General features: G+C 53.3%; 17 protein-coding genes. 8 read left to right on the top strand and 9 right to left on the bottom strand.

The annotated features are described in order from the left end of the window. Window positions 1-100: 100 nt before the first annotated feature. Both OH144_RS09015 and OH144_RS09010 read right to left on the bottom strand, forming a co-directional pair. Window positions 101-1,402: an NCS2 family permease gene (locus tag OH144_RS09015; RefSeq protein ID WP_266205970.1), complete on the bottom strand. Its 1,302-nt coding sequence runs from the start codon at window positions 1,400-1,402 to the stop codon at window positions 101-103. 229 nt (window positions 1,403-1,631) lie between these two features. After that, the gene (locus OH144_RS09010) at window positions 1,632-2,399 is read right to left on the bottom strand and encodes a S1/P1 nuclease (protein WP_266205969.1); all 768 of its coding nucleotides are present in this window, start codon (window positions 2,397-2,399) and stop codon (window positions 1,632-1,634) included. Window positions 2,400-2,598: 199 nt separating this feature from the next. Here OH144_RS09010 and OH144_RS09005 point away from each other — a divergent pair, with 199 nt between their 5' ends. Beyond that, a complete protein-coding gene (locus OH144_RS09005) occupies window positions 2,599-3,030 on the top strand; it encodes an acyl-CoA thioesterase (protein ID WP_266205968.1) in 432 nt (143 codons plus the stop codon). Between the two features lie 6 nt (window positions 3,031-3,036). Here the strand turns inward: OH144_RS09005 and OH144_RS09000 are convergent, their stop codons facing one another. Then, window positions 3,037-5,511, bottom strand: a complete 2,475-nt coding sequence (locus OH144_RS09000) for a penicillin-binding protein 1A (RefSeq protein WP_266205967.1) — start codon at window positions 5,509-5,511, stop codon at window positions 3,037-3,039. A 235-nt stretch (window positions 5,512-5,746) separates the two neighbouring features. Between OH144_RS09000 and OH144_RS08995 the strand changes: the two genes are divergently transcribed. Both OH144_RS08995 and glgX read left to right on the top strand, forming a co-directional pair. After that, window positions 5,747-6,511, top strand: a complete 765-nt coding sequence (locus OH144_RS08995; RefSeq protein WP_266205966.1) for an oxygenase MpaB family protein — start codon at window positions 5,747-5,749, stop codon at window positions 6,509-6,511. A gap of 1,120 nt (window positions 6,512-7,631) precedes the next feature. After that, window positions 7,632-9,767 (top strand): glycogen debranching protein GlgX, encoded by a 2,136-nt coding sequence (gene glgX / locus OH144_RS08990; protein WP_266205965.1) that lies wholly within the window; start codon window positions 7,632-7,634, stop codon window positions 9,765-9,767. Between the two features lie 179 nt (window positions 9,768-9,946). Here glgX and OH144_RS08985 read toward each other — a convergent pair whose 3' ends face one another. Then, window positions 9,947-11,761, bottom strand: coding sequence for a hypothetical protein (locus tag OH144_RS08985; protein ID WP_266205964.1), 1,815 nt, complete (start codon window positions 11,759-11,761; stop codon window positions 9,947-9,949). Between the two features lie 288 nt (window positions 11,762-12,049). On the opposite strand from OH144_RS08985, the gene OH144_RS08980 reads away from it, so the two are divergent. The 5 genes from OH144_RS08980 to hemA all read left to right on the top strand — a co-directional run bounded on the left by OH144_RS08980 (window position 12,050) and on the right by hemA (window position 18,208). Continuing rightward, window positions 12,050-13,591, top strand: a complete 1,542-nt coding sequence (locus tag OH144_RS08980) for a PAS domain-containing sensor histidine kinase (RefSeq protein WP_266205963.1) — start codon at window positions 12,050-12,052, stop codon at window positions 13,589-13,591. Window positions 13,592-13,597: 6 nt separating this feature from the next. Next, the gene (locus tag OH144_RS08975) at window positions 13,598-14,050 is read left to right on the top strand and encodes a response regulator (RefSeq protein WP_266205962.1); all 453 of its coding nucleotides are present in this window, start codon (window positions 13,598-13,600) and stop codon (window positions 14,048-14,050) included. Between the two features lie 146 nt (window positions 14,051-14,196). After that, window positions 14,197-15,429 (top strand): ATP-binding response regulator, encoded by a 1,233-nt coding sequence (locus OH144_RS08970; protein ID WP_266205961.1) that lies wholly within the window; start codon window positions 14,197-14,199, stop codon window positions 15,427-15,429. Then, a complete protein-coding gene (locus tag OH144_RS08965) occupies window positions 15,426-16,487 on the top strand; it encodes a response regulator (RefSeq protein ID WP_266205960.1) in 1,062 nt (353 codons plus the stop codon). The genes OH144_RS08970 and OH144_RS08965 overlap by 4 nt, the downstream gene beginning before the upstream one ends. Before the next feature lie 455 nt (window positions 16,488-16,942). Continuing rightward, window positions 16,943-18,208 (top strand): glutamyl-tRNA reductase, encoded by a 1,266-nt coding sequence (gene hemA, locus OH144_RS08960; RefSeq protein WP_266206320.1) that lies wholly within the window; start codon window positions 16,943-16,945, stop codon window positions 18,206-18,208. 34 nt (window positions 18,209-18,242) lie between these two features. On the opposite strand, the gene OH144_RS08955 is transcribed toward hemA, so the two are convergent. From OH144_RS08955 to OH144_RS08935, 5 genes are all read right to left on the bottom strand, one after another. Then, window positions 18,243-18,746 (bottom strand): ankyrin repeat domain-containing protein, encoded by a 504-nt coding sequence (locus tag OH144_RS08955; protein WP_266205959.1) that lies wholly within the window; start codon window positions 18,744-18,746, stop codon window positions 18,243-18,245. 113 nt (window positions 18,747-18,859) lie between these two features. Beyond that, window positions 18,860-19,711, bottom strand: a complete 852-nt coding sequence (locus OH144_RS08950; RefSeq protein WP_266205958.1) for an alpha/beta fold hydrolase — start codon at window positions 19,709-19,711, stop codon at window positions 18,860-18,862. A 141-nt stretch (window positions 19,712-19,852) separates the two neighbouring features. Next, window positions 19,853-20,224: a nuclear transport factor 2 family protein gene (locus OH144_RS08945; protein WP_266205957.1), complete on the bottom strand. Its 372-nt coding sequence runs from the start codon at window positions 20,222-20,224 to the stop codon at window positions 19,853-19,855. A 214-nt stretch (window positions 20,225-20,438) separates the two neighbouring features. After that, complete coding sequence (locus OH144_RS08940) at window positions 20,439-20,753, bottom strand: hypothetical protein (RefSeq protein WP_266205956.1); 315 nt, start codon at window positions 20,751-20,753, stop codon at window positions 20,439-20,441. A gap of 445 nt (window positions 20,754-21,198) precedes the next feature. Then, entirely contained in the window at window positions 21,199-21,549 is a 351-nt protein-coding gene (locus OH144_RS08935) for a DUF779 domain-containing protein (RefSeq protein ID WP_266205955.1), read from the bottom strand. Between the last annotated feature and the right edge of the window lie 35 nt (window positions 21,550-21,584).

Below are 21,584 nucleotides of genomic sequence, written 5' to 3'. Positions count from 1 at the left end.
ATCCGATACAGCAATACAACTACGAACAGAAATATGGTAAATTCAAGTTCACTCTGGGGAAACATTCCACACTTTTCCGCCCCCGCAGGCTATTTTACCTCTAAAGCATCAGCGCAAGTATGGCAAAGAAGTTAATCACCCAGAGGGCAAGGCTTACCTCTTTTCGCTTGCCGGTTACCACCTTCAGCGCCGTCCAGCTCAGGAAACCCCAGATGATGCCCTGAGTGATGGAATAAGTGAACGGAATCAGTACCATGGCCAGGAAAGCCGGTATGGCGTCATCCATCTCAAACCAGTCTATCTTGGTTACCGGGCGAATCATGAAGGCGCCCACCAGCACCAGGGCCGGGGCCGTGGCAATGGCTGGGATCATCGATAGCAGCGGGGCCAGGAACAGGAAGGGCAGGAACAGCAAACCGCCTACCACCGCCGTCAGGCCGGTGCGCCCGCCTGCCTCAATGCCTACCGCCGACTCTACGTAAGCCGTGCCCGGGCTGGAGCCAACCAAACCGGCCAGCGTTGTGGCCACGGCATCCGTTGTGAGGGAGCGCTGGATGTTACGCGGCTCCCCGCGCTCATCCATCAGGTCTGCCGCTTCGGCCAGGCCCACGAAGGTGGAGATACTGTCAAACATATCTGTGAACACGAAGGCAAAGATGACCGGCACGATCGAGAGTTGAAAGGAGTTAACCAGGTCCAGCTCCAGGATCAGGCTGAAGTCCGGGGCGGAGAGCACGCCTTGCCAGGAAATGAGCGGGTCCAGATCGGTGGCCCACCAGCGGCCCAGCGGGTAGGAGAGCAGGGTGGTGAACAAAATTCCGAGCAAGATGCCGCCTTTCACGTTGCGCACAATCAGAATGGAGGTTACCAGTAGTCCGGCCAGGAACGTGAGCAGCGCAGGCGTGATGGCGCTCACACCGATGACTGTAGCTGGGTTGGCAACGATAAATTTGGCATTAATAAGGCCTACCAGGGTGATAAAAAGACCAATGCCGGCGGCAATAGCGAAACGCAACGGCCGTGGTATCGCCCGTACGATCATGGTTCGGATGTTGAACAAGGACAGGATGAGGAACACCACGCCTGACCAGAAAACCGCTCCCAGCGCCACCTGCCACGTTACACCCATTCCCAGCACTGCCGAGAAGGTAAAGAAAGCGTTAAGCCCCATGCCAGGAGCCACCAAAACCGGGTTTCGGGCATATAAGCCCATCATCACACTGCTGAAAAACGACACCAGCACCGTGGCCGTCAGCACTCCGGAAAACGGCATCCCGGCCTGCGCCAGAATGGTGGGGTTTACGACGATGATGTAAGCGGTGGCCAGGAAGGAGGAAATGCCTGCAATTAACTCCGTTTTGATGTTGGTGTTATTTTGCTTCAGTTGGAAGTATGACTCCATGCGCGATCGGTGTTGGGTAGGGGTTTGTAAGTGAAGGGAGTAAAGTTAACCTAACTCAGATTAAGAAAAAATCTATTCTTTGGATCAGGTCTGCCAGCGTTTTATACTTTAGGGCAGCTGTGCAAGAGCTTGGTAGCCGATCTAAAGAAGAGATTGGTCAGAATTTAAACAGCCACAGCGACTCATAAGGAGTGTGCTGTGGCTGTTTAAACTTGGGTTGGGAAATCGTTTAGCCGTAAATCTCATTCAGGAGGCCCGCCAGGCGAATGCCGGCCTGCAGCAGGCGCTGCTCCACGAGACTGTAGTTCTCGTAGGCGTAGCGATAACCCAGCTTCTTGTCTTCCGGCAGGTTGTATACCTGTGGGCGGTAGCTTATCGACTCCTTAGCCCAATCCCTTACCGAGTCAGACTGCCACTGCTTTACCTGTGCCTTGTCCGGCTCGCCCAGGAAGCGCACGATCTCCGTGAAGCTCAGGTTTTTGCCGTCTATCATGTCGCTGTCCCACACGCGGTGCAGGTTCGATGGCTGGTAGAACCACTGCACCTTCACCTGGTTGCCGCCCTGGTCGTCGCCGGTGCCCACGTGCAGCGGCTGGTGAATGTCGCCTACCAGGTGCACCAGGTACTTGAGTAGCTCCTGCTCCTTGGCTTTCTCCAGGTTCCCGGCTTTCAGCGTTTTAGTGATCTCCTCGATCTTGCCCAAGATGTCGCCGTTCGGGTTTTTCTCACTCTGCTCATAGGTTTCGCCGTCCTGGATCGTTACCCAGTGCCAGTCGTGCGTGTGGTCATAGGCTTTGTCGCTCTTGATATCGTCCATCCACACCGAAACCTCGGCCAGCGTGTTATCCTCCAGCAGTTGCATCACTTTCTTCTTTGTCTTCTTGCTCAGATGGTGCTCGGCCACCTGGCCCACGGCGCGGTGCCCGTTCTGGCCCCAGGCGAAGGCCTGGCCTGTAAACAGCAGGCATAGGAAGAATATGCTCGTTAATTTTTTCATGACTGTGTTGATGAAGTATAAATCCGGGTGCAAAACAACAAAAATTATGCTGAATGAAGGAGCGTGCCAGAAAATTTTAAGTTAATTTCCTCATAAAGAGCCGCCTGGCCGTCATTCGCACCACGGTGGAAACTGGTAGGTGAGTTCGGGTTTATATTTAGGGCCTGCATTTCGTAACTTTGCAGAAAAGTAGAAGACAATGAACAACAAATACGAGGGCAGGGTGATGTGGTCTCACCTGGACGCCAATAGGCACATGCGCCACTCCGCTTACGCCGATTTTGCCGCACAGGCCCGTATCGTGGTGCTGGAAAGGCTGGGCCTGGACCTGAAGGCTTTTCAGCGGCTGCACATTGGCCCTATCCTTTTCAGGGAGGAGTCGGTGTACCTGCGGGAGGTAGGCATCAACGAACAGCTGACCGTAACGGTGGAACTGACCAAAAGCCGCGCCGATAGCTCCCGCTGGTCCATCCGCCACGAGATTTTCCGGGAGGATGGGGTGAAGGCCGCCATTATTAATGTGGATGGAGCCTGGCTGGACCTGCACAAGCGCAAACTGACAGCCCTGCCGGAGGAACTGGTGGAGCTGTTTAAACGGCTGAACCGGAGCCAGGATTACCAGGAGGAGTAGGGGGCATCAGTTCCCCCGCTTTCTTTTACGCTCCTCCCGCTGCTGCTTGCGGCGCTCCTTCCAGTTCTCTTTCCACTCCTCATAGCTCTGCGCGGCTTTCTTGCCCACGTTATCCAGTAGGCGCTCCAGGAAGTTCTCGCGCGGCGGCTCCGCCCGGAACGACTCGCAGTTGAGCGCCTCCAGCACGCGAGGCGGGAGCGGGTCGAAGCGGCTGTTGTAGTAGCCTTTGTAGGCCGGATCGATGGCGATGCGACGGATGTACTCGCCCCAGATGGGCAATGCCGTGCGGGAACCCTGGCCCAGTTCCAGGGTACGGAAGCGCACCTCGGGGCTTTCTCCGCCTACCCATACACCTGTCACCAACTGCGGCGTTATGCCAATAAACCAGCCATCGGTATGATTCTGGGTGGTTCCGGTCTTGCCGGCAATGTCCATCTTAAGTCCGTAACCGGAGCGCAGCCTGCCCGCGCTGCCTTCCTCTACCACGCCCTGCATCAGGTGCAGCATAATGGCCGCCGTTTCCTCATCCAGCACCTTTTTAGCACCCTCGCCCTGTCGGTGCTCCCGGAGCACTCGGCCCTCGCGGTCCTCGATTTTAGTGATGTACACCGGCTCCACCTGCATCCCGCGGTTGGCGAACGTGGCGTAAGCCGTCACCATTTCCTGCAGCGAGAGGTCGGCCGTGCCCAGCGCCAGTGAAGGCACCTCCGGAAGCTTGGAGTCGATGCCCAGGCGGTGCGCCATGGCAACCGTTCTGCCCACCCCCGCCTTCATGATCATCTGCGCCGAGATGGTGTTGACGGAATGGGCCAGCGCGCCGCGCATGCTGTACTCCCCGCCATACTGCTCCGAGGCGTTGCGCGGCGACCAGTTGTCGTACTCCGGGTATACCTGGCGCTCGTTCGGGAAGTAGTCGCAGGGTTTAAGGCCTTGCTCCAGCGCAGCAGCGTAAACGATTGGTTTAAAGGTGGAGCCCACCTGCCGCTTGGCTTTCACGTGGTCATACTTGAATACATGGTGGTTGATGCCGCCCACCCAGGCCCGCACATAGCCTGAGTGCGGCTCTACCGAGAACAGGCCCGTGTTCAGGAAGCGGGAGTAGTAGGCCAGCGAGTCCATGGGGCTCATCTCCTTTTTGTCGTTGCCGCCCCAGGCGTATACCTGCATGGGTACGGGCTGCCGGAAGGCCTCCAGAATATCCGCCTCTGACTTACCCGCATCCCTCATCTTTTTATACCTGTCGGAGCGCTGCATGGCCACCTGTAGCACATCGGAGTTACGGCCCCAGGGGGTGCGGCCACGCCAATGGGCGTCGAACTGCTTTTGGAGCTGCGTCATGTGTTTGCGCACTGCTGCCTCGGCGTGGCGCTGCATACCGGCATCGATGGTGGTGTAGATCTTCAGGCCATCCTTGTAGAGGTTGTAGGGCTCTCCGTTTTTCTTCTTTTTGCCCGCTGCCCAGCTTACCAACTCCTGCCGCAGGTGTTCCCGGAAGTAGGGGGCGATGCCGTCGTTGTGGGTAGTGTAGTTATACTTTAGCTTGAGCGGCAGCTGCCTGAGCGAGTCAGCCTCCCGTGCAGAGAGGTATTCATACTTAGCCATCTGCCCCAGTACCACGTTGCGGCGCTGGGTGGAACGCTCCAGGTCCAGGCGCGGATTATAGGTGGTGGTGGCTTTCAACATCCCGATCAGCACGGCGGCCTCTTCCGTTTTAAGCGAATCGGCCGAGGTGTTGAAGAAACGGCGCGAGGCGCGCTCGATGCCATACAAATTTCCGCCCATCGGCACGGTGTTCAGGTACAGCTCCAGCAGCTCCTCCTTCGAGTAAATGCTTTCTAACTTACGGGCGATGATCATCTCGCGCAGCTTGTTGATGGGCATGTCCCAGAGCATGTAATTTTTGCGCGGGTACAAATTTTTGGCCAGCTGCTGGCTGAGCGTGCTGCCGCCGCCGGAGCTTTCGTTCTGCAGCAGCAGCGTTTTAAGGAATACCCTGGCCAGGCTGCGCGCATCCACCCCGCTGTGGTCGTAAAAGCGGGCATCCTCGGTAGCTATCAGGGCGTGAATGGCGGCGGGGGAGATGTCGGAGAACTTCACATTGGTGCGGTCCTGGATGTAGTAGCGGCCCAGCAGCACGCCATCGGCAGAATATACTTCCGAGGCCGTGTTGTTGCGCACCGACTTGAGCTCTTTGGTGGATGGCATTCCCCCCAGGAAACCCGAATACACGGCAAAGTAGAAAAGCACCAGGAACAGAATACCGAACAGGGAGAGCTTCAGGAAGATGCGGTAGAGGAAGCGGTAGTCGGAGCGGCTGCGGCTCTCCTGCCATTCCGCCCGTTTCTGCTGCCAGTAAGCCCGGGTAAACTTTGGCTTCAGGCTCTTCCAGAAGGCAGAAAGCTCGCCGTGTACCAGGCGCACGAACGGCGCCATGATCTTCGTCACTATGAATTTGATTATCTTCTTGAGCGTAGCCCTCATGTGTTGTTCTGGTGCTGTTTTGCTGCGGCCCTGTTTTGCCGTGCTGCTTTGAAACGCAAAAGTACGGCTTTTGGTGCAACAGCAGAAGTTTAGCAAAGATTGCGCCAGTCAGATATAGCTGCCTTTGCAATAGCTGCAAAGTATAATGTGTAATAAGGGGCGGCTACGGGGTCCGTAGGGCAGTTTATACTTTAATCCCGCAGCACGATTTATACTTGCCGCTTGTTTAGCAGGTATGAAATATTTTGTGCAGCAAGATTCGGTGGTGCGTCAAATCTGGGGCAAGAGTGATACCATCCTTTTCATTTTTGCCGGAGCCTCGGCCGAGTTCGCCCTGAATAAGGCCGTGGACTGGCTTTACTTTACCGGCCGCCTGCCCGCCGACCCGCTGGGCAGGCTTTTCTCTACGGTAGGCTATGCCCGCCGCATCGTTTTCTCGGAAGAGGCCGCTGCTCATCGCGCCATTGATAGCATGGCAGCCATACATGCCACTGTAGAGGCCAAGCGCGGCTACGCCATTCCCGATTGGGCGTACCGCGACGTGCTTTTTATGCTGATCGATTACTCCATCCGCTCGTTTGAGCTGCTGGAGCGAAAGCTATCGGAGCAGGAACAGGCGGAGGTGTTTGAGGTATTTAATCGCGTTGGCTTGCGCATGGGCATACAGGGCCTGCCGCAAACCTACCCCGATTGGCAGCTGGCGCGGGCAGAGCACCTGCGGCAAAACCTGGAGAAAAGCATGTATACATCGGACCTGTACCGGCAGTATAGAAAACACCTAGGGGGCATGCGCTACTGGCTGCTGCGGCATGCGCAGGTGCTCGTGGTGCCGCAGCGGGTGCGGGAGCAACTGCGGCTCTGGCGGGTGCCTGTGCTGCAACCCGTGCTGGCAGCCTACAAAGTCAGCCGTATCTTTCGGGCCGAGTGGCTGCTGAAGGAGCTTATACTTCCACCTGCCTACAAAGCCGAGATACGGGAACTGGATGTGGTGAGTGTGTAGTGTGATTGTTATGTTAAGTAGTGTTGGTCTATACTTTCTGATGAATCTTTTTTGAGAAGGGGTAGGTGCATATAGTTACTCCCTTGCTGGCGCGGGCTTGCAACTTCTGCCTTTTATACTTGGGCTATACTTCTATACTTGAAGCTGTACTTTATACTTGCTGTTTCTGGCGCAAGCCTTCTGATTTGTGTCCTTCGGATGAAGCCGAGTCTCTGACTTGGCTGGCTTAAAAAGCTATACTTGCATTGGCTATACTTTTATACTTTAGCGATACTTCCCTAGCCGCTGCTTCCTACAACTCGACACAAGCTATACTTACTAGCTGCCGTTCATCCTTGGCTTTACAAGCTGCTCGTTTCATTTCTGGCTTTGGTGCTCTCCAGCCCGAGCGGGCTCGTCCTTTGGCATCGCGCTGTCTATTGAAGCTGCTCCTCGCTGCCGCTCCGGGCTGCTGAGCAAGCTCAGCACCGCAACAATAGAAGGCGCTCAACCCAAGGACTGGGAACAGGTTCGATAGCCGCTACCTTTGCTATGGAACTAGAACCAAGTCCCCCTTTGAAGGGGGTAGGGGGATGTAATCGTCTGCAGAAAAGCTCCCTCCCCTGTTTTTAGGGGAGGGTCGGGGAGGGGTGAATTCCCCTCCTTGGAGGGGCCAGGGGTGGGTTTATACTTGTAGGCACAGGTCGCGACCTGTCCGCGCAACGGCAGCAACTATGAAAATCATGCTTCAGTCAGGGCAGTTAATGGTCCCCAGCTTAGCCACGCGAGAACGGGAGTACGAAGGTAGCGAGCGCAGCTCTGAGGGGCAGTTAGACCCGTTTCACTAAAGTCTCCTGTAAGGGAATTAGAGGCTGCTCAATAAAAAGAGAGGGCTGGCATCAAATTTAAATCATGCTTTGTAGAGCCAGTTCGGGTCCTGCCTATGCCGTTTGCTTCTGCCCCGACCGTATAATAACCGCACTTGCAGAACGGCCTTACAAGTATAAACTCCCTAAAAACAAATTACAGCCTTTAAAGTATAACCGTTTTACTAATTGTAGATGCCGGTACGAGAGAAGTATAAACAAAATCCAACATACTTCTCGGCAACTACAACAACCCATACTTTAAACCCATTGCTATGAACATAGAAAGTTATCCCGGCAGCCCATACCCCTTAGGTGCCACCTGGGATGGAGAGGGAGTGAACTTTGCACTTTTTGCTGAGAATGCCACGCAGGTGGAGCTTTGCCTTTTTAAAGGATCGGATGATGAGGCGGAGTATGCCCGGATCAACATGTCGGAGCGTACGCACCACATCTGGCATACGTACCTGCCTGGTGCCAGGCCGGGGCAACTGTACGGCTACCGCGTCCACGGGCCCTACGAGCCACAGCAAGGGCACCGGTTCAACCCCTATAAGGTGTTGCTAGACCCTTACGCCAAAGCCATTACCCGTACCATTGAGTGGCATGACTCGCTCTTCGGCTACGAATTGGGCCACCCCGATGAGGACCTTAGCTTCAGCAAAGCAGATAGTGCGCCGTATATTCCAAAGTGTGTGGTCATTGATCCCTCATTTGATTGGGAGGGCGACAGAAAGCCGAAGATCCCTTACCACAAGACCATCATCTACGAAACCCATGTCAAGGGCTTTACCAAGCTGCACCCCGATATCCCGGAAGAGATCCGGGGTACGTATGCGGCACTGGCGCATCCGGTTACCATCAAGTACCTGAAGGAGCTGGGTATTACGGCCATCGAGCTGATGCCGGTGCACCACTTCATTAACGACCGGCACCTGGCGGAGAAGGGGCTATCGAACTACTGGGGCTATAACACCATCGGGTTCTTTGCGCCCGATGTACGCTACTCCAGCAGCGGCACCCACGGCGAGCAGGTGGTGGAGTTTAAGCAAATGGTCAAGGCGCTGCACAAGGCCGGTATTGAGGTCATCCTGGACGTGGTGTATAACCATACCGCTGAGGGCAACCACATGGGCCCGACCCTTTCATTTCGGGGAATTGACAATGCCGCCTATTACCGCCTGACAGAAGAACAGCGCTACTACATGGACTACACCGGCACCGGCAACACGCTCAACGCAAACCTGCCTAACGTGCTGCGCCTTATCATGGACAGCCTGCGCTACTGGATAGAGGAGATGCGGGTGGACGGTTTCCGCTTTGACCTGGCGGCTACGCTGGCCCGCGAGCTGCACGAGGTGGACCGCCTGAGCGCCTTTTTCGATATCATCCACCAAGACCCGGTTATCTCGCAGGTGAAGCTGATCGCAGAGCCCTGGGACATTGGCGAAGGGGGATACCAGGTAGGGGAGTTTCCCCCGGGCTGGGCCGAGTGGAACGGCAAGTACCGCGACAGCATCCGCGATTACTGGCGCGGCGCCGACAGTATGCTAGCCGAGTTCGCGGAGCGCTTCACGGGCAGCTCCGATCTGTACAGGGATGATTACCGGAGCCCTACGGCAAGTATAAACTTCATCACTGCCCACGATGGCTTTACGCTCAACGATCTGGTTTCCTACAATGAGAAGCATAACATGGCTAACGGCGAGGACAATAACGACGGGGAGAGCCACAACCGCTCCTGGAACTGCGGCGTAGAAGGGACCACGAAAAATGTCGAAGTGCTGGCGCTGCGGGAAAAGCAGAAACGCAACTTCCTGACCACGCTCTTCCTCTCGCAGGGGGTGCCGATGCTGGTGGCTGGCGATGAAATAAGCAGAACCCAGCATGGTAACAACAACGCCTACTGCCAGGATAACGAGGTTTCGTGGCTGAACTGGCAGGAGGCGGATGAGGAGCTGCTGGAATTCACCAGACGCCTGATAAGGTTTAGCAGGAAGCACCCCGTATTCAACCGCCGCGGCTGGTTTAAGGGCCAACCTATCAAAGGTAACAATCTAAAGGACATCGCCTGGTTCCTGCCGGAAGGACGCGAGATGACAGAGGAGAACTGGAATCACGACTATGCCAAGTCGCTGGGCGTTTACCTCAACGGCAAGGGGCTGCGTGCCAGAGGGCCTAAGAACGAACAGATTACCGACGACAGCTTTTATGTGATCTTTAACGCCCACTATGAGCCGCTCAGGTATAAACTCCCGCCCAGGAAGTATGGCGAGAGCTGGCACAAGGTAATTGATACGGATGCCAGCATGATAGAGGAGCAGGGAGAGCAGTTCGCCTACGGTAAAACGATAGAGGTAGCCGCCCGCTCGGTTGTAGTGCTGCAGCAGCCGAAGAAATCAGCCCCTTAGGTCACTAGGAAGGCGCTAAAGTATAAAGTATAAAGGCCGGCAATTTTGCCGGCCTTTATACTTTATAACCCCATTTGCGATTAACCCATCCCTGCCCCTCCTCGGAGGGGTTAAGGGTGGGTTAACACCTGCACTGCATAAGTAAATCGCAACTTAAGTTTTATACTTTGATGCTGCACCTACACCGCCACGGCCTTCTCCACGCTGCCGGACAGCAGTTGGTCCTCATACTCCAGCAGCTCCTCCAGCATGATCACCTGCCGCTCCAGCTGATCCTTGAAAAGGGTTGGCAAGAGCTGTTTATAGTAGGTGATGCCCTCCTGCAGGTTGCTGCGGAAGTTTTGCAGGTACTTCTGCTGCTTGTCTGTCAGTTCTTCCAGCTGCTCGTCCTTTTTCTTTTTCCAATAGTCTACGTACATCTTCAGCTCGTTGACGAACATGTGCGGGCGGTAGGTATGGTTCAGGGCGTTAAAGCGGCCGTAGATGTGGCCCACCATCTCGTGCAGCTTAAAGATGCCGGAGAAGTAGGCCAGATTAGGACCGGGGCAAATAATCACGGCTTTGGTGGCCGCTTTTTTAGTCATGTTGAACAGCAGCAGGGCAGAGGTGGCCAGCCCATCGCAGAGGCACTCTTTTTCCAGCACCTTTGCCTCCTCGGCTTTGTATACTTCGGGTGCCAGCTGCTGGGCCTGCAGCTGCTCCAGCTTGCGGCGCTGGTACTTGCGTGAGGCTGTGCAGATAGGCTCCTCCGTGAATTCTGTGTTAGACACCAGGTGCTTTTTCTCGCAGGGGCTGCCGGGCTTGTTGCGGTTTATGCGCTGCTGCTTCTGCAGCTCGCTGGAGGTGCCACGTAGGGCATTAAAGGGCACGCCAAGCGGCGATATCGGGCTTAAGTATAAATCATCATGGGTGGCTTTTACCAGTTGCTGCAAGGTAGGCTCATCCACGGTGGTGGCTTCCGGTACGAGTAGGAACGGGGTGCCCCAGCCGGTGGCATCCACGCCGTAGTGCTGCTTCAGGAAAGCGTCTTCCTGCGCAGTGCCGATGCCCCCCTGCACTGTCAGGCGCTGGGCTGGTACTACGTGAGGCACCTGAAGGCCCTTGGCGGCCAGGGCAGAGCTCAAGAGGCTGTAGAGCTCCTCGCGCAGCGCCGCGCGGTTCTGCCTGAACTCTTCCAGGATCGGGCCGATCAGGTAGCCGTCGGTGGCAAAGGCATGGCCCCCGCAATTCAGGCCCGACTCAATACGGAATTCCGACACCCAGATGCCTTTCTTGGCCAGGATCTTACCCTGCACCATGGCAGAGCGGTAGTCGCTCACTTTTATGATCACTTTTTTCTCAAATTCTCCTGCGGCATTCGGTAAAAAGCACGGAAACTGATCCAGGTAACCGTAGAGGCGCATGTTCATGCCAGCCGAGAAGATGACGGAGGATTTCACGGTACTTTGGGCAAAACCACGCAAGGCGGCAAGGGCATCGGAGTACTCCTGCGGCAGCGGCATTCCTTCTTTATCGTAGTTCACGCGGTCCAGCTTGGTCATGATGTTCACATCTATACTTCCGGCCACCACGGCCCCGCGCAGTTCCAGTTGTAGTGCCTCTTTCTGCGCCGGATTCTCTGTCTGCAGCATCAGTTCATACTTTGCCCTCAGCGGGGAGTTGCCCGGCAGCATTGTAAAATACTTGGTCAGTTCAGTTTCGGGAGCAAACTCCTGCCGGCGGATGTCTTCTACCTGCAGCTTCACCAGTTCATCCGTCAGGTTCAGGAAAGCAGTTACGCGCCTGGCCCTGTAATCCTCTTCCTTTGTCGTAATAAGCTGATAAGGCCTTTGGTACAGCTGGCTGTAGTGCTCGCGGGTATACTCCATCAGGGCGTCGTCGCTGAGCGAGGCTACGGAGGAGATGCCGAACCGGGCAACCTTAAGGGGTGAATCAATTGAAAAGGCCAGACCCATTACTGGGATGTGGAACATGTGCGGTGATGATTGTACCATGGTGGCTGAAATGTACTAAGTATGAAAATGAATTTTTATCGTATTTTAGGTGGTCCGACAGCCTTTTCACAAAGTATACATACAGTGTAAATGGGTGTCAGACAACGTATAAGCCCTGCTGAAAAGCGGCAGCAATAATGCAACACAAGGTACGGCGGAGGCGGGCGGGTTAATATGAGTAGCGTCAGCGTACAGAATGACATCTGTCATTTTTTATATATTTAAAATGGCCTATGGAGCTTTGTTTGTTGCGGACGTAGTCTTTATCTTTATAAAAAACTCATCCCTTTGGAAGAAAAGAAGCATCTAAATAAGGAGAACAAAGAGAGCCGGACCAGGCTTAAGGCTATTATCGACACAGCCGTGGACGGCATCATCACCATCGACGCCCGTGGCATTATGGAAAGCGCCAACCCGGCCGCTGCCCGCATCTTCGGCTATGAGCCGGAGGAGATGATCGGCCAGAACGTGAGCATGCTGATGCCGGAACCCGACCATAGCCTGCACGACGGCTACATTGCCCGCTACAGAAAAACAGGCGTTGGCCAGATAATAGGCAAGGGGCGCGAGGTGCTGGGCAAGAAAAAGACAGGCAAGCTTTTCCCTTTTTTCCTGAGCATAGCCGAAGTGAAGCTGGAGGACAAGACCATTTTCACGGGCATCGTGCACGACATCACGGACCTTAAGAAAACTGAGGAGCGCCTGCGCGAGAGCGAGAGCCGCATCAATTCGATTATACAAACGGCGGTGGATGGCATTATCACCATCGATACGCGTGGGGTGATCGAGATGGTAAACCCGGCTGCCGCCAGGCTCTTCCAATACGAGGAGCGTGAGCTGATCGGGCAGAAGATAAACATGCTGATGCCCGAGCCAGACCGCAGCCTGCACGATAACTACATGCAGCACTACCACGAAACCGGTGAGAAGCGCATCATCGGCATTGGCCGCGAGGTGTCAGGCTTGAAGAAGAACGGGATGGTTTTTCCGCTCTACCTGAGCATCAGCGAAGTATACCTGACCGACCGCAAAGTATACACCGGCTTTATCCATGACATTACCCAGCAGAAACTGAGCGAGGAGCGCCTGCGACGCTACGCCGCCGAGCTGGAGCGCAGCAACCGCGAGCTGCAGGATTTCGCCTACGTATCGTCGCATGATTTGCAGGAGCCGCTGCGTAAGATACAGGCCTTCGGCGACAGGCTGAAGACGAAGGAATATGAAAAGCTGAGCGACCAGGGCAAGGATTACGTGGACCGTATGCTGAACGCTGCCTCGCGCATGCAGAACCTGATAAACGACCTGCTGGACTTCTCAAGGGTTACCTCCAAAACGAAACCGTATGTCATGGTAGACCTGGAGAAAGTGCTGGAAGAGGTGCTTTCGGACCTGGAGATCATGATAGAGAAGACAGGAGCCAAAATTACGCATATGCACCTGCCTTCGATAGAGGGCGACCCCACGCAAATGCGCCAACTGTTCCAGAACCTGGTCAGCAACGCCATTAAATTCCGCAAGGAGGGAGTTACCCCGGAGATAAACATAACAGCAAGGGAGCTGCAGCCGAAGGCACACTTAACTTCCACGCCTGGCGACGAGCTGGTGGAGATCAGGATACAGGACAACGGCATCGGCTTTGATGAAAAGTACCTCGACCGTATCTTTAACATTTTCCAGCGCCTGGAAGGGCAGAAGTACGAGGGCTCGGGTATAGGGCTTGCCATTTGCCGCAAGATTGCCGTGCGCCATGGCGGCGACATTACGGCCCGCAGCCAGGCAGGGGTAGGCACCACTTTTATCATTACCTTAGCCAAAAAGCACGTACAGTAAAGTTTTATGAGCGCCAACAACAGAAGAACGATAGTGATACTTATTGCCGACGACGACGCAGAAGACCGCATGCTGGTGAAAGAGGCCCTCGACGAGAGCCGCCTTAAAAATCATGTGCAGTTTGTAGAGAACGGGGAGGAGTTATTAGACTACCTGCACAACCGTGGCAAGTTTGCCGACAAGGAAAAATTCCCGACGCCGGGCCTGATCCTGCTGGACCTGAACATGCCGAAGAAGGATGGTCGCGAGGCACTGAAGGAGATAAAGTCCGACGACTACCTGCGCGTGATCCCGGTGGTGGTGCTGACCACCTCCAAAGCCGAGGAAGACATTCTGCGCACCTACGACCTGGGCGTGAGCTCCTTTATTACCAAGCCGGTTACCTTCGCCTCGCTGGTGGATGTGATGAAGACCCTGAGCAAGTACTGGTTCGAGATCGTAGAACTGCCAAAACCGTAGGAGTTAGAGAGTTTAGGCGTTTAGGAGTTGGGGAGTTGAGGAAGAAAGCCGCCACTAATAGCTGCTACATTAGCACCTTAACAGCATCACGTTTTAACTCTTTAACTCTCTAACTCCCCAACTCTCTAACTCTCTAACTCCCAACTATGCCTGATAAGATCAAAGTTCTGCTGGTAGACGACGATGAGGATGACTACATCATCACCCGGGATATTATGGATGATATCCCCGGGCGTAGCTTCGTGCTCGATTGGTCTTCGTCGTTTGAGGAAGCGCAGGAGCTGATACGGCAGGATACGTATGATGTGTACCTGGTGGATTATTACCTGGGCGCACACGATGGCCTGGAACTGATCACCAAGGCCGTGGAGGAAGGTACCAAAGCCCCCTTTATACTTCTTACCGGCCAAAGCGACCGCGAGACGGATGAAAGAGCCATGAAGGTAGGCGCGATGGATTACCTCGTGAAAGGCACCTTCAACCCCTTCGACCTGGAGCGATCCATACGGTATAGTCTGGAGCATGCCAAGAGCCTGGGAGAGATACAGAAGCTCAATGCGGAGCTGGAGCAGCGGGTGGAAGCGCGGACGCAGGAACTGGCTGAGGCCATAACCAAGTTGGAGCACACCAACCGCAGCCTGGAGGAGGCGCAACAGGAAATCCAGAAAGCACTGCAGAAGGAGCGGGAGCTCAACGAGCTGAAGTCCCGGTTTGTGACCATTGCCTCGCATGAGTTCAGAACGCCGTTGAGTACGGTCCTTTCCTCTGCCTCCCTGGTCAGCAAGTATAAAACCGAGCAGGACGATGAGAAACGGCAGAAGCACGTAGACCGGATAAAGTCGGCAGTCAGCAACCTGACCACGATCTTGAACGATTTCCTGTCTATCAGCCGCATAGAGGAAGGGCGTATTTACAATGTACCCACCACCTTTAACCTGAAGCCATTTGTGCGGGAGATTGTGGAAGAGATGAAAGGCTACCTGAAAAAGGGGCAGCGGATAGACTACCGCCACACCGGCGACCACGACACCGTGACCATTGACAAGCAGCTGCTGAAGAATATTCTGCTCAACCTGCTCTCGAACGGCAGCAAGTACTCGGCAGAGGGCAAAACGGTACTTTTTACCACTGCCCTGGAGCAGGATACCTTAACTATAACCATTCAGGACCAGGGCATCGGCATACCGAAGGTGGATCAGGTGCATCTGTTCACCCCGTTCTTCAGGGCCCAGAATGTTACCAACATACAGGGCACTGGCCTGGGGCTGAACATTGTAAAAAGGTATGTGGAGATCATGAACGGTACCATGGCCTATGACAGTGAGCTTGACAAAGGCACTACCTTCACCATAACTTTTCCAAACATCGCTGAAGCATGAAAAAGATATTATTGATAGAAGACAACCCTGAGATCAGGGAAAACACGGCTGAGATCCTGTCGCTGGCTAATTACACTGTGGTGGAGGCCGAGAATGGCAGGGTAGGCGTGGACCTGGCCCGGAAAGAGCAGCCCGATTTGATCATCTGCGATATCATGATGCCCCAGCTGGATGGCTATGGCGTACTGCACCTGCTCAGCAAGGATCCTTCTACGGCAAGTATACCCTTTATCTTCCTGACAGCGAAAACCGAGAAGGAGGATTTCAGGAAAGGTATGAACCTGGGGGCCGATGATTACCTGACCAAGCCTTTCGACGATGTGGAGTTGCTGGATGCTATTGAGATGCGCCTGAAGAAGAACGAGATCCTGCAGGCTAATTTCAAGAAGAGCGCGGAGGGCCTGGAGGAGTTTATTGAGGAGGCCAAGGGCTACGAAGAGTTGGAACAGCTCATCTCGGCAGAGCGCCGCCTTTCGGTGCTGAAGAAAAAGCAGTACCTGTTTATGGAGGGCAACAGGCCTAACTCACTATACCTGCTGAACAAGGGCCGCGTAAAAACATTTAAATCCAATGAGGAGGGACGCGAGTATATCACCCACCTTTACAAAGAAGGTGACTTTATCGGCTACCTCGACCTGCTGGAGGAAAGCCATTACCGCGAATCGGCCATGGCGCTGGAGGAGTCGGAAGTGTACATCATCCCGAAAGAGGATTTTTTCTCGCTGCTGCACCGCAACCGCGATGTAGCCAGCAAGTTCATCAAAATTCTTTCGGATAACCTGGCCGACCGTGAGGAGCGCCTGCTGAAACTGGCTTACAACTCGGTGCGCAAGCGCGTGGCAGAGGCCCTGTTGTTGGTGGAGAAGCAGTACCAGCGGGAGGAGGGAAGCACGAAACAGATCGCCATTTCCCGCGAGGACCTGGCAAGTATAGTAGGCGCCTCCAAAGAAACCGTTATCCGCACCCTCGCCGATTTTAAAGATGAAAAACTCATCGACAGCCAGGGAAGCCGCATCACCATATTGAACCTGAGCAAGCTGGAGCGCATGCGGAATTAGGACTCAGCGAAGTGTAAAAGTATCAGTAGAGACGCAAGCCATTGCGTCTCTTTTCTTTTTGTAGCAACCCTTCTTTTGGAGAAAAGAGCGGTGTCGTATAGCTGACTTCGCTCTTCCGGATTTGCAATCCGGAAGTATGGTGTCATCAGGATTTGTAATCCTGTTTTATACTTTGCCAGACGTAGAGCTGCGGCTAAAAGCTGAGTCGGATTACAAATCCTCATAGTACGTGCTTCTGGATTACAAATCCCGAAGCGCAACTGCGAGCAACTGGCATTTTATACTTGTGTCCTGATCACAGCCTTAAACAGGCAGGGCAGTTGTGCTCAACAAAGTATAAATTCCGCCTCTTTCTTGCTATAACTGATATAAAACGCCTGAATAAATGATATTTGTCATATTACCTGCAGCAGGGAATGTAGAAATTTGCAAGGTAAATGAGAGACAAACAAATCATGCAGCACACGTTTAAGGCCCTTACATTATCCTACAAAATAGCTCCTATTGCCGTACGCGAGGCAGTATCGTTGAACGAGATAGCCTGTAAGAACCTGCTCGATAAGATCAATGAATTCACAGATGCCCGTGATGTGCTGGTACTCTCTACCTGCAACCGCACCGAAGTATACTATGCCTCCGAGCAGGACCTTTCCCGCGAACTGATCAAGCTGATCGCTTTGGAGAAGGGCTTTATTGCCACAAAAGAGGTGTCGCCATACTTTACAAATATAACTGATCACGAGAAGGCGGTGAAGCACCTGTTTTATGTGTCGCTGGGGCTGGAGTCGCAGGTGGTAGGCGATATGCAGATTCTGAACCAGGTAAAGAAGGCGTATCAGTGGGCGGCAGACGCCAGCATGGCCGGCCCGTTCCTGCACCGCCTGATGCATACCATTTTCGCCGCCAACAAACAGGCCGTGAACGAGACAGCTTTCCATGATGGCGCCGCCTCAGTATCATATGCCACAGTGGAGCTGGTAGAGGAGCTGACCAAAGGAATGGAAAACCCGCGCGTGCTCATGATCGGGGTAGGGGAGATTGGCGCCGACGTGTGCGACAACTTCCAGAAATCCCAGGTTAGAAATATTGTGATCGCTAACAGAACCCACCATAAGGCGTTGGAACTGGCGCAGAAAACCGGCGCCACCGCCGTGTACTGGGAGCAGGTATGGGAGGAGATCAAGATTGCCGATGTAGTGGTATCATCTGTGCCCGGCGACTGCTTTTTCATCAGCAAAGACGCCTTGAAAGGCAAAGGTCTGCGCACGCCAAAGTTTTTCATCGACCTATCCATGCCGCGTAGCATTGATGCGGAGTTGGAGACGCTGGAAGGCGTACGCGTGCTGAACATTGACAATATCCGCAACCGGGCCACTGCCGCCCTGGAAATGCGCCTGGCTTCTGTACCCGCCGTGCAGCAGATCGTGGTGGAGGCTATGGCGGAGTTTAAAGTATGGACAAAGGAGATGGCGATGTCGCCGGCGCTGCAGCAGTTTAAAAACCGCCTGGAGGAGATCCGCCAGCAGGAGCTTGCCCGCTACCTAAAGAACCTGGGCGAGGCAGAGAAAGCTGCAGTGGAGGCCATTACCAAAAGTATGCTGAACAAGATCGTGAAGCTGCCGGCCATTGAGCTGAAAGCCGCCTGCCTGCGTGGTGAGTCGGAGGAGCTGCTACATGGCCTGAGCGCGCTGTTCCAGCTGGAGCAGAAGCAGGAGGCCTAAGTATACTTTGGAGCCGTACGCTGGAGGGATTTGATTAGCCTATTTGTTTTGCGTGCTGCTTAAACAGCTCCAAGGCTTCCTCGTTTCCCTGCTGTATGGCCAGGTCGAAGGCGGTGAGGCCGCGTATGTCGCGCTTGGTGGCATCGGCCCCACTTTCTAACAACGTTTTTACCAGCACGTTTCGGCCGAACAGAGAGGCGAACATCAGGGCGGTACCCCCGTTGCCGGTTTGCAGGTTCAGGTCGGCCCCTTTGGCAATCAGTAGCCGTGCTATCTCGTCGTAGCCTTTAAAGCTCACCCCCATCAAAGCTGTATTTCCGCCTGCATCACCTGCATTTACCTCTGCGCCAGCCTCCAGCAGCACTTTCACCGCCTCCATATTTCCGTTATAGCTGGCCAGAATCAGGGCCGTGTAGCCTCTGCCGTCCCGGGCTTCCAAATCTATTCCGGAGTCTATGGCCTGCTTTAAGTAAGCAACATCTCCTTTGCGTGCGGCGTCTAAGAATAGGTCTTCGGGGTGGGCTGAGTAGAAGGTCATAGGTCGAAATTTTGGTTAGGGGGTATGTAGCTTAGTACGGTGAAAGACAGCGAAAAGGTAACAAGTACTAAACCGCTTGCTTATACTTTGGTTCTAGCAACGTATAAATCCTCCTAAACAATAAGGCTGTAATGCGACGAAAGGATACCGTAAAACACCTGCTCATTTTGCAGCCACGGGAAGTGGCTGGTGCCGGGTACGGTGATGAAATCCGCGTAAGGGTAACGCTCCCGCACATACTTTTTGCTCTCGCCGTAAATGTCATCGTCTCCGTAGGTGACGGTAAAGTTAAAGCCCTGGTCCATCATTGGCTCCAGTTCAGGCTCTTTCAATAGGGCGAGGTTGGTGCGGTTTATGGGCTTGGCGTAGATGTGATCCACCTGTACGGGAACCGGATCACGTACTTCATAGCCTTTGTTGCAATTCAGGCAGAACTGGGTAAAAAGCCTTTCGTAGGCTTTGTCGTTCCCCAGGAAGCCCAGGGCGGCATCCTTTAGCATGCCCATCCATTCTTTCTGGGTGCATTTGCTCTTGTTGTACCTGGCCACTTCTATCCCCATTTCCTTCCATTGCCTGCCGGTGCCGGAGGCGGGACTACATAAAAACAGGCTCTGCAGGCGGTGCGGGTTTTGGTAGGCGTATATTTGGGCATACAGCCCGCCCCAGGAGTGCCCAAAAAGATGAAACTGCTCCAGGTTGAAGCGCTCGGCAATTTTATCGATATCACTCAGGTAGGCGCCGATAGAGTAATTACTAACGTAGCAGGGGGAACTGAGGGTGCCGCGCTGGTGGAAGGTGATCACCTGGAAATGGCGGCTCAGGAATTCGGCTACCGGAGTTAACCCGTCCGGCACACCGGGGCCGCCGTGCAGCAGTATAACGGTCTCTTTTCCGATGCTCGGATACGTTACCGTGTACAGCCTGGTCTCCTCATTTTTAACCAGGATCTCCTTCGTTTCTTCCATGGTAGTATAGTACGGAAGATATTAGATTAAAGTGATATTTAATGTTTGATAAGAGGTAGGAGATGGATATGAATGTTGAGTAAAGGTTGCGAACTAGGCGCAGCCGAGTCTGGAGACTGTCCCGAGTTGTGTGCAGCCTTTTTATTCTTCAAAATTGTCGTAATAGGTGAAGTCCTTCACTATTTTTCCATTTTCAATAGTGAAAATAGTGCAGATCGGGAGCTCAAACTCTGAACTGTCTGGTGCAGTTCCGCTCGATATGAATTCCACAATAACATGCTGCTCTCCTGAAGGATATACCTGTATAACCTTATCATGCAAGTCAGGAAAAACCTCGTTCAGTGCGCAATACTTCTGGACAACCTGTTCACGTGTCTGTGTTACAGTTCCCATACCGAGGGAGGGGTCTTTGAACGCTGCCGTTTCTGTGTACATTTCTGCCATCTTCTCCCAGTCGTGGTTGTTGAAGTATGTAAAATATTGATTTACTAAATCCACGTTTGAGTTGTCCAAGTTGTGTTGGTTATGGTTGTTACAAGAAATCATTCCTAAGAAGATGGCTAAAAACAGAGGTTTTATTTTCAAGGGTCGCTTAGCGTTAACTATTATTTGCGAAGTTTTAGTTACTCCTGCTTAAATGGCTTCGTGTAAACGGTGGCGGAGGCAGTAAGCCGAAGCATAGTGTATAAATCTTGTTGGCTTGTCGTACTTTTTCCTTTTATTACCACTACTTTTCAATTCTGCTCAACCTGCTGTCTTTAAAAATCACATTCACTCTCTCAAGTGCTACTGTGTCAGAATTGAAGTCCATGTATTCGTAAAGTCTATGGCTTTTGAGCACTCTTTCTGCTTCTATTTTAGTTAAGTCAGTCTTATTTATTAATTCGGCTAAGGTTTCCAAATCGTTTTCCGTACCAGAGTAGCCTTCACGCATATGAGTTACTGTTACTCCTTGGTCAAGAATTCGATAGAATCCCAAAAGTACGGTTGCCAATAGAATCGCCAGACAAATCCAAAAAGCCAATTTCCATTTATTTTTCACTCTTGATTTATCAGATGTTGGTTCTGAACAATAAATTTTAGTGCCACTTTATAGTTATGCCTACATGCCAACTACTTACTAGCAGGAGTACCGACTCCCACTAGCTGCACTATATGTGGAGTAGGTGAGGTCCAGAACCTAATAGTAATTGTGCGGGGTTGCTACCTGGCACAATTACATCCATAGTGTTCTACTAATATAACTATTTTCCTGAGATAGTCAGACGGACTCATGATTTTATCCAAGGTATCCTGGGCATATGTGAGCTTAAGGGAATTTGTTTGACCTTGCAATGAAAACCTTACCTGGTCAGTCTACAGGTATAGGTAAACCGAAAAGAGCCCGTAAGCTTTTCGCCTACGGGCTCTTTTCACGTATAAGCTATACTGGAACTCCTCAAATCCTTCCCGGAAGCCCTTTGAATACGCATAGCTAATGGAGCTGGCTATACGATCTCGGCATCCTCTTTCGCAACCAACGTATGTATTGTTACACTAAACGCCATGCCCAGTACACTTTCAAGCGAAAAGCCACCGCCCATACCGGGTGCCGCATCTAAAAGCAGTTGGGAATACTTGTAGTATTGGTTCTGCTCTTCTGACAGGTAAAATTCACAGCCTTCCACCTCGCCGATGAGCAAGTCGCGGGAGCCTGGCTTATACTCGCCTTTCTCATAGCACATGGGCTGCGAGCCTTCGCAGCAGCCGCCACTCATGTAAAACATCAACTCACCGTAGCGCTCCTTCAGCTGGCTGATCACTTCTTTTGCTTTTTCTGTTGCTAGTATCTTTTCCATGTTTCTGTTTAGGTATAAATAAAAATCACCTGAGG

It is taken from the genome of Pontibacter kalidii, assembly GCF_026278245.1.
GTDB lineage: Bacteria > Bacteroidota > Bacteroidia > Cytophagales > Hymenobacteraceae > Pontibacter > Pontibacter kalidii.
This window is presented reverse-complemented; position numbering and strand designations above follow the sequence as displayed.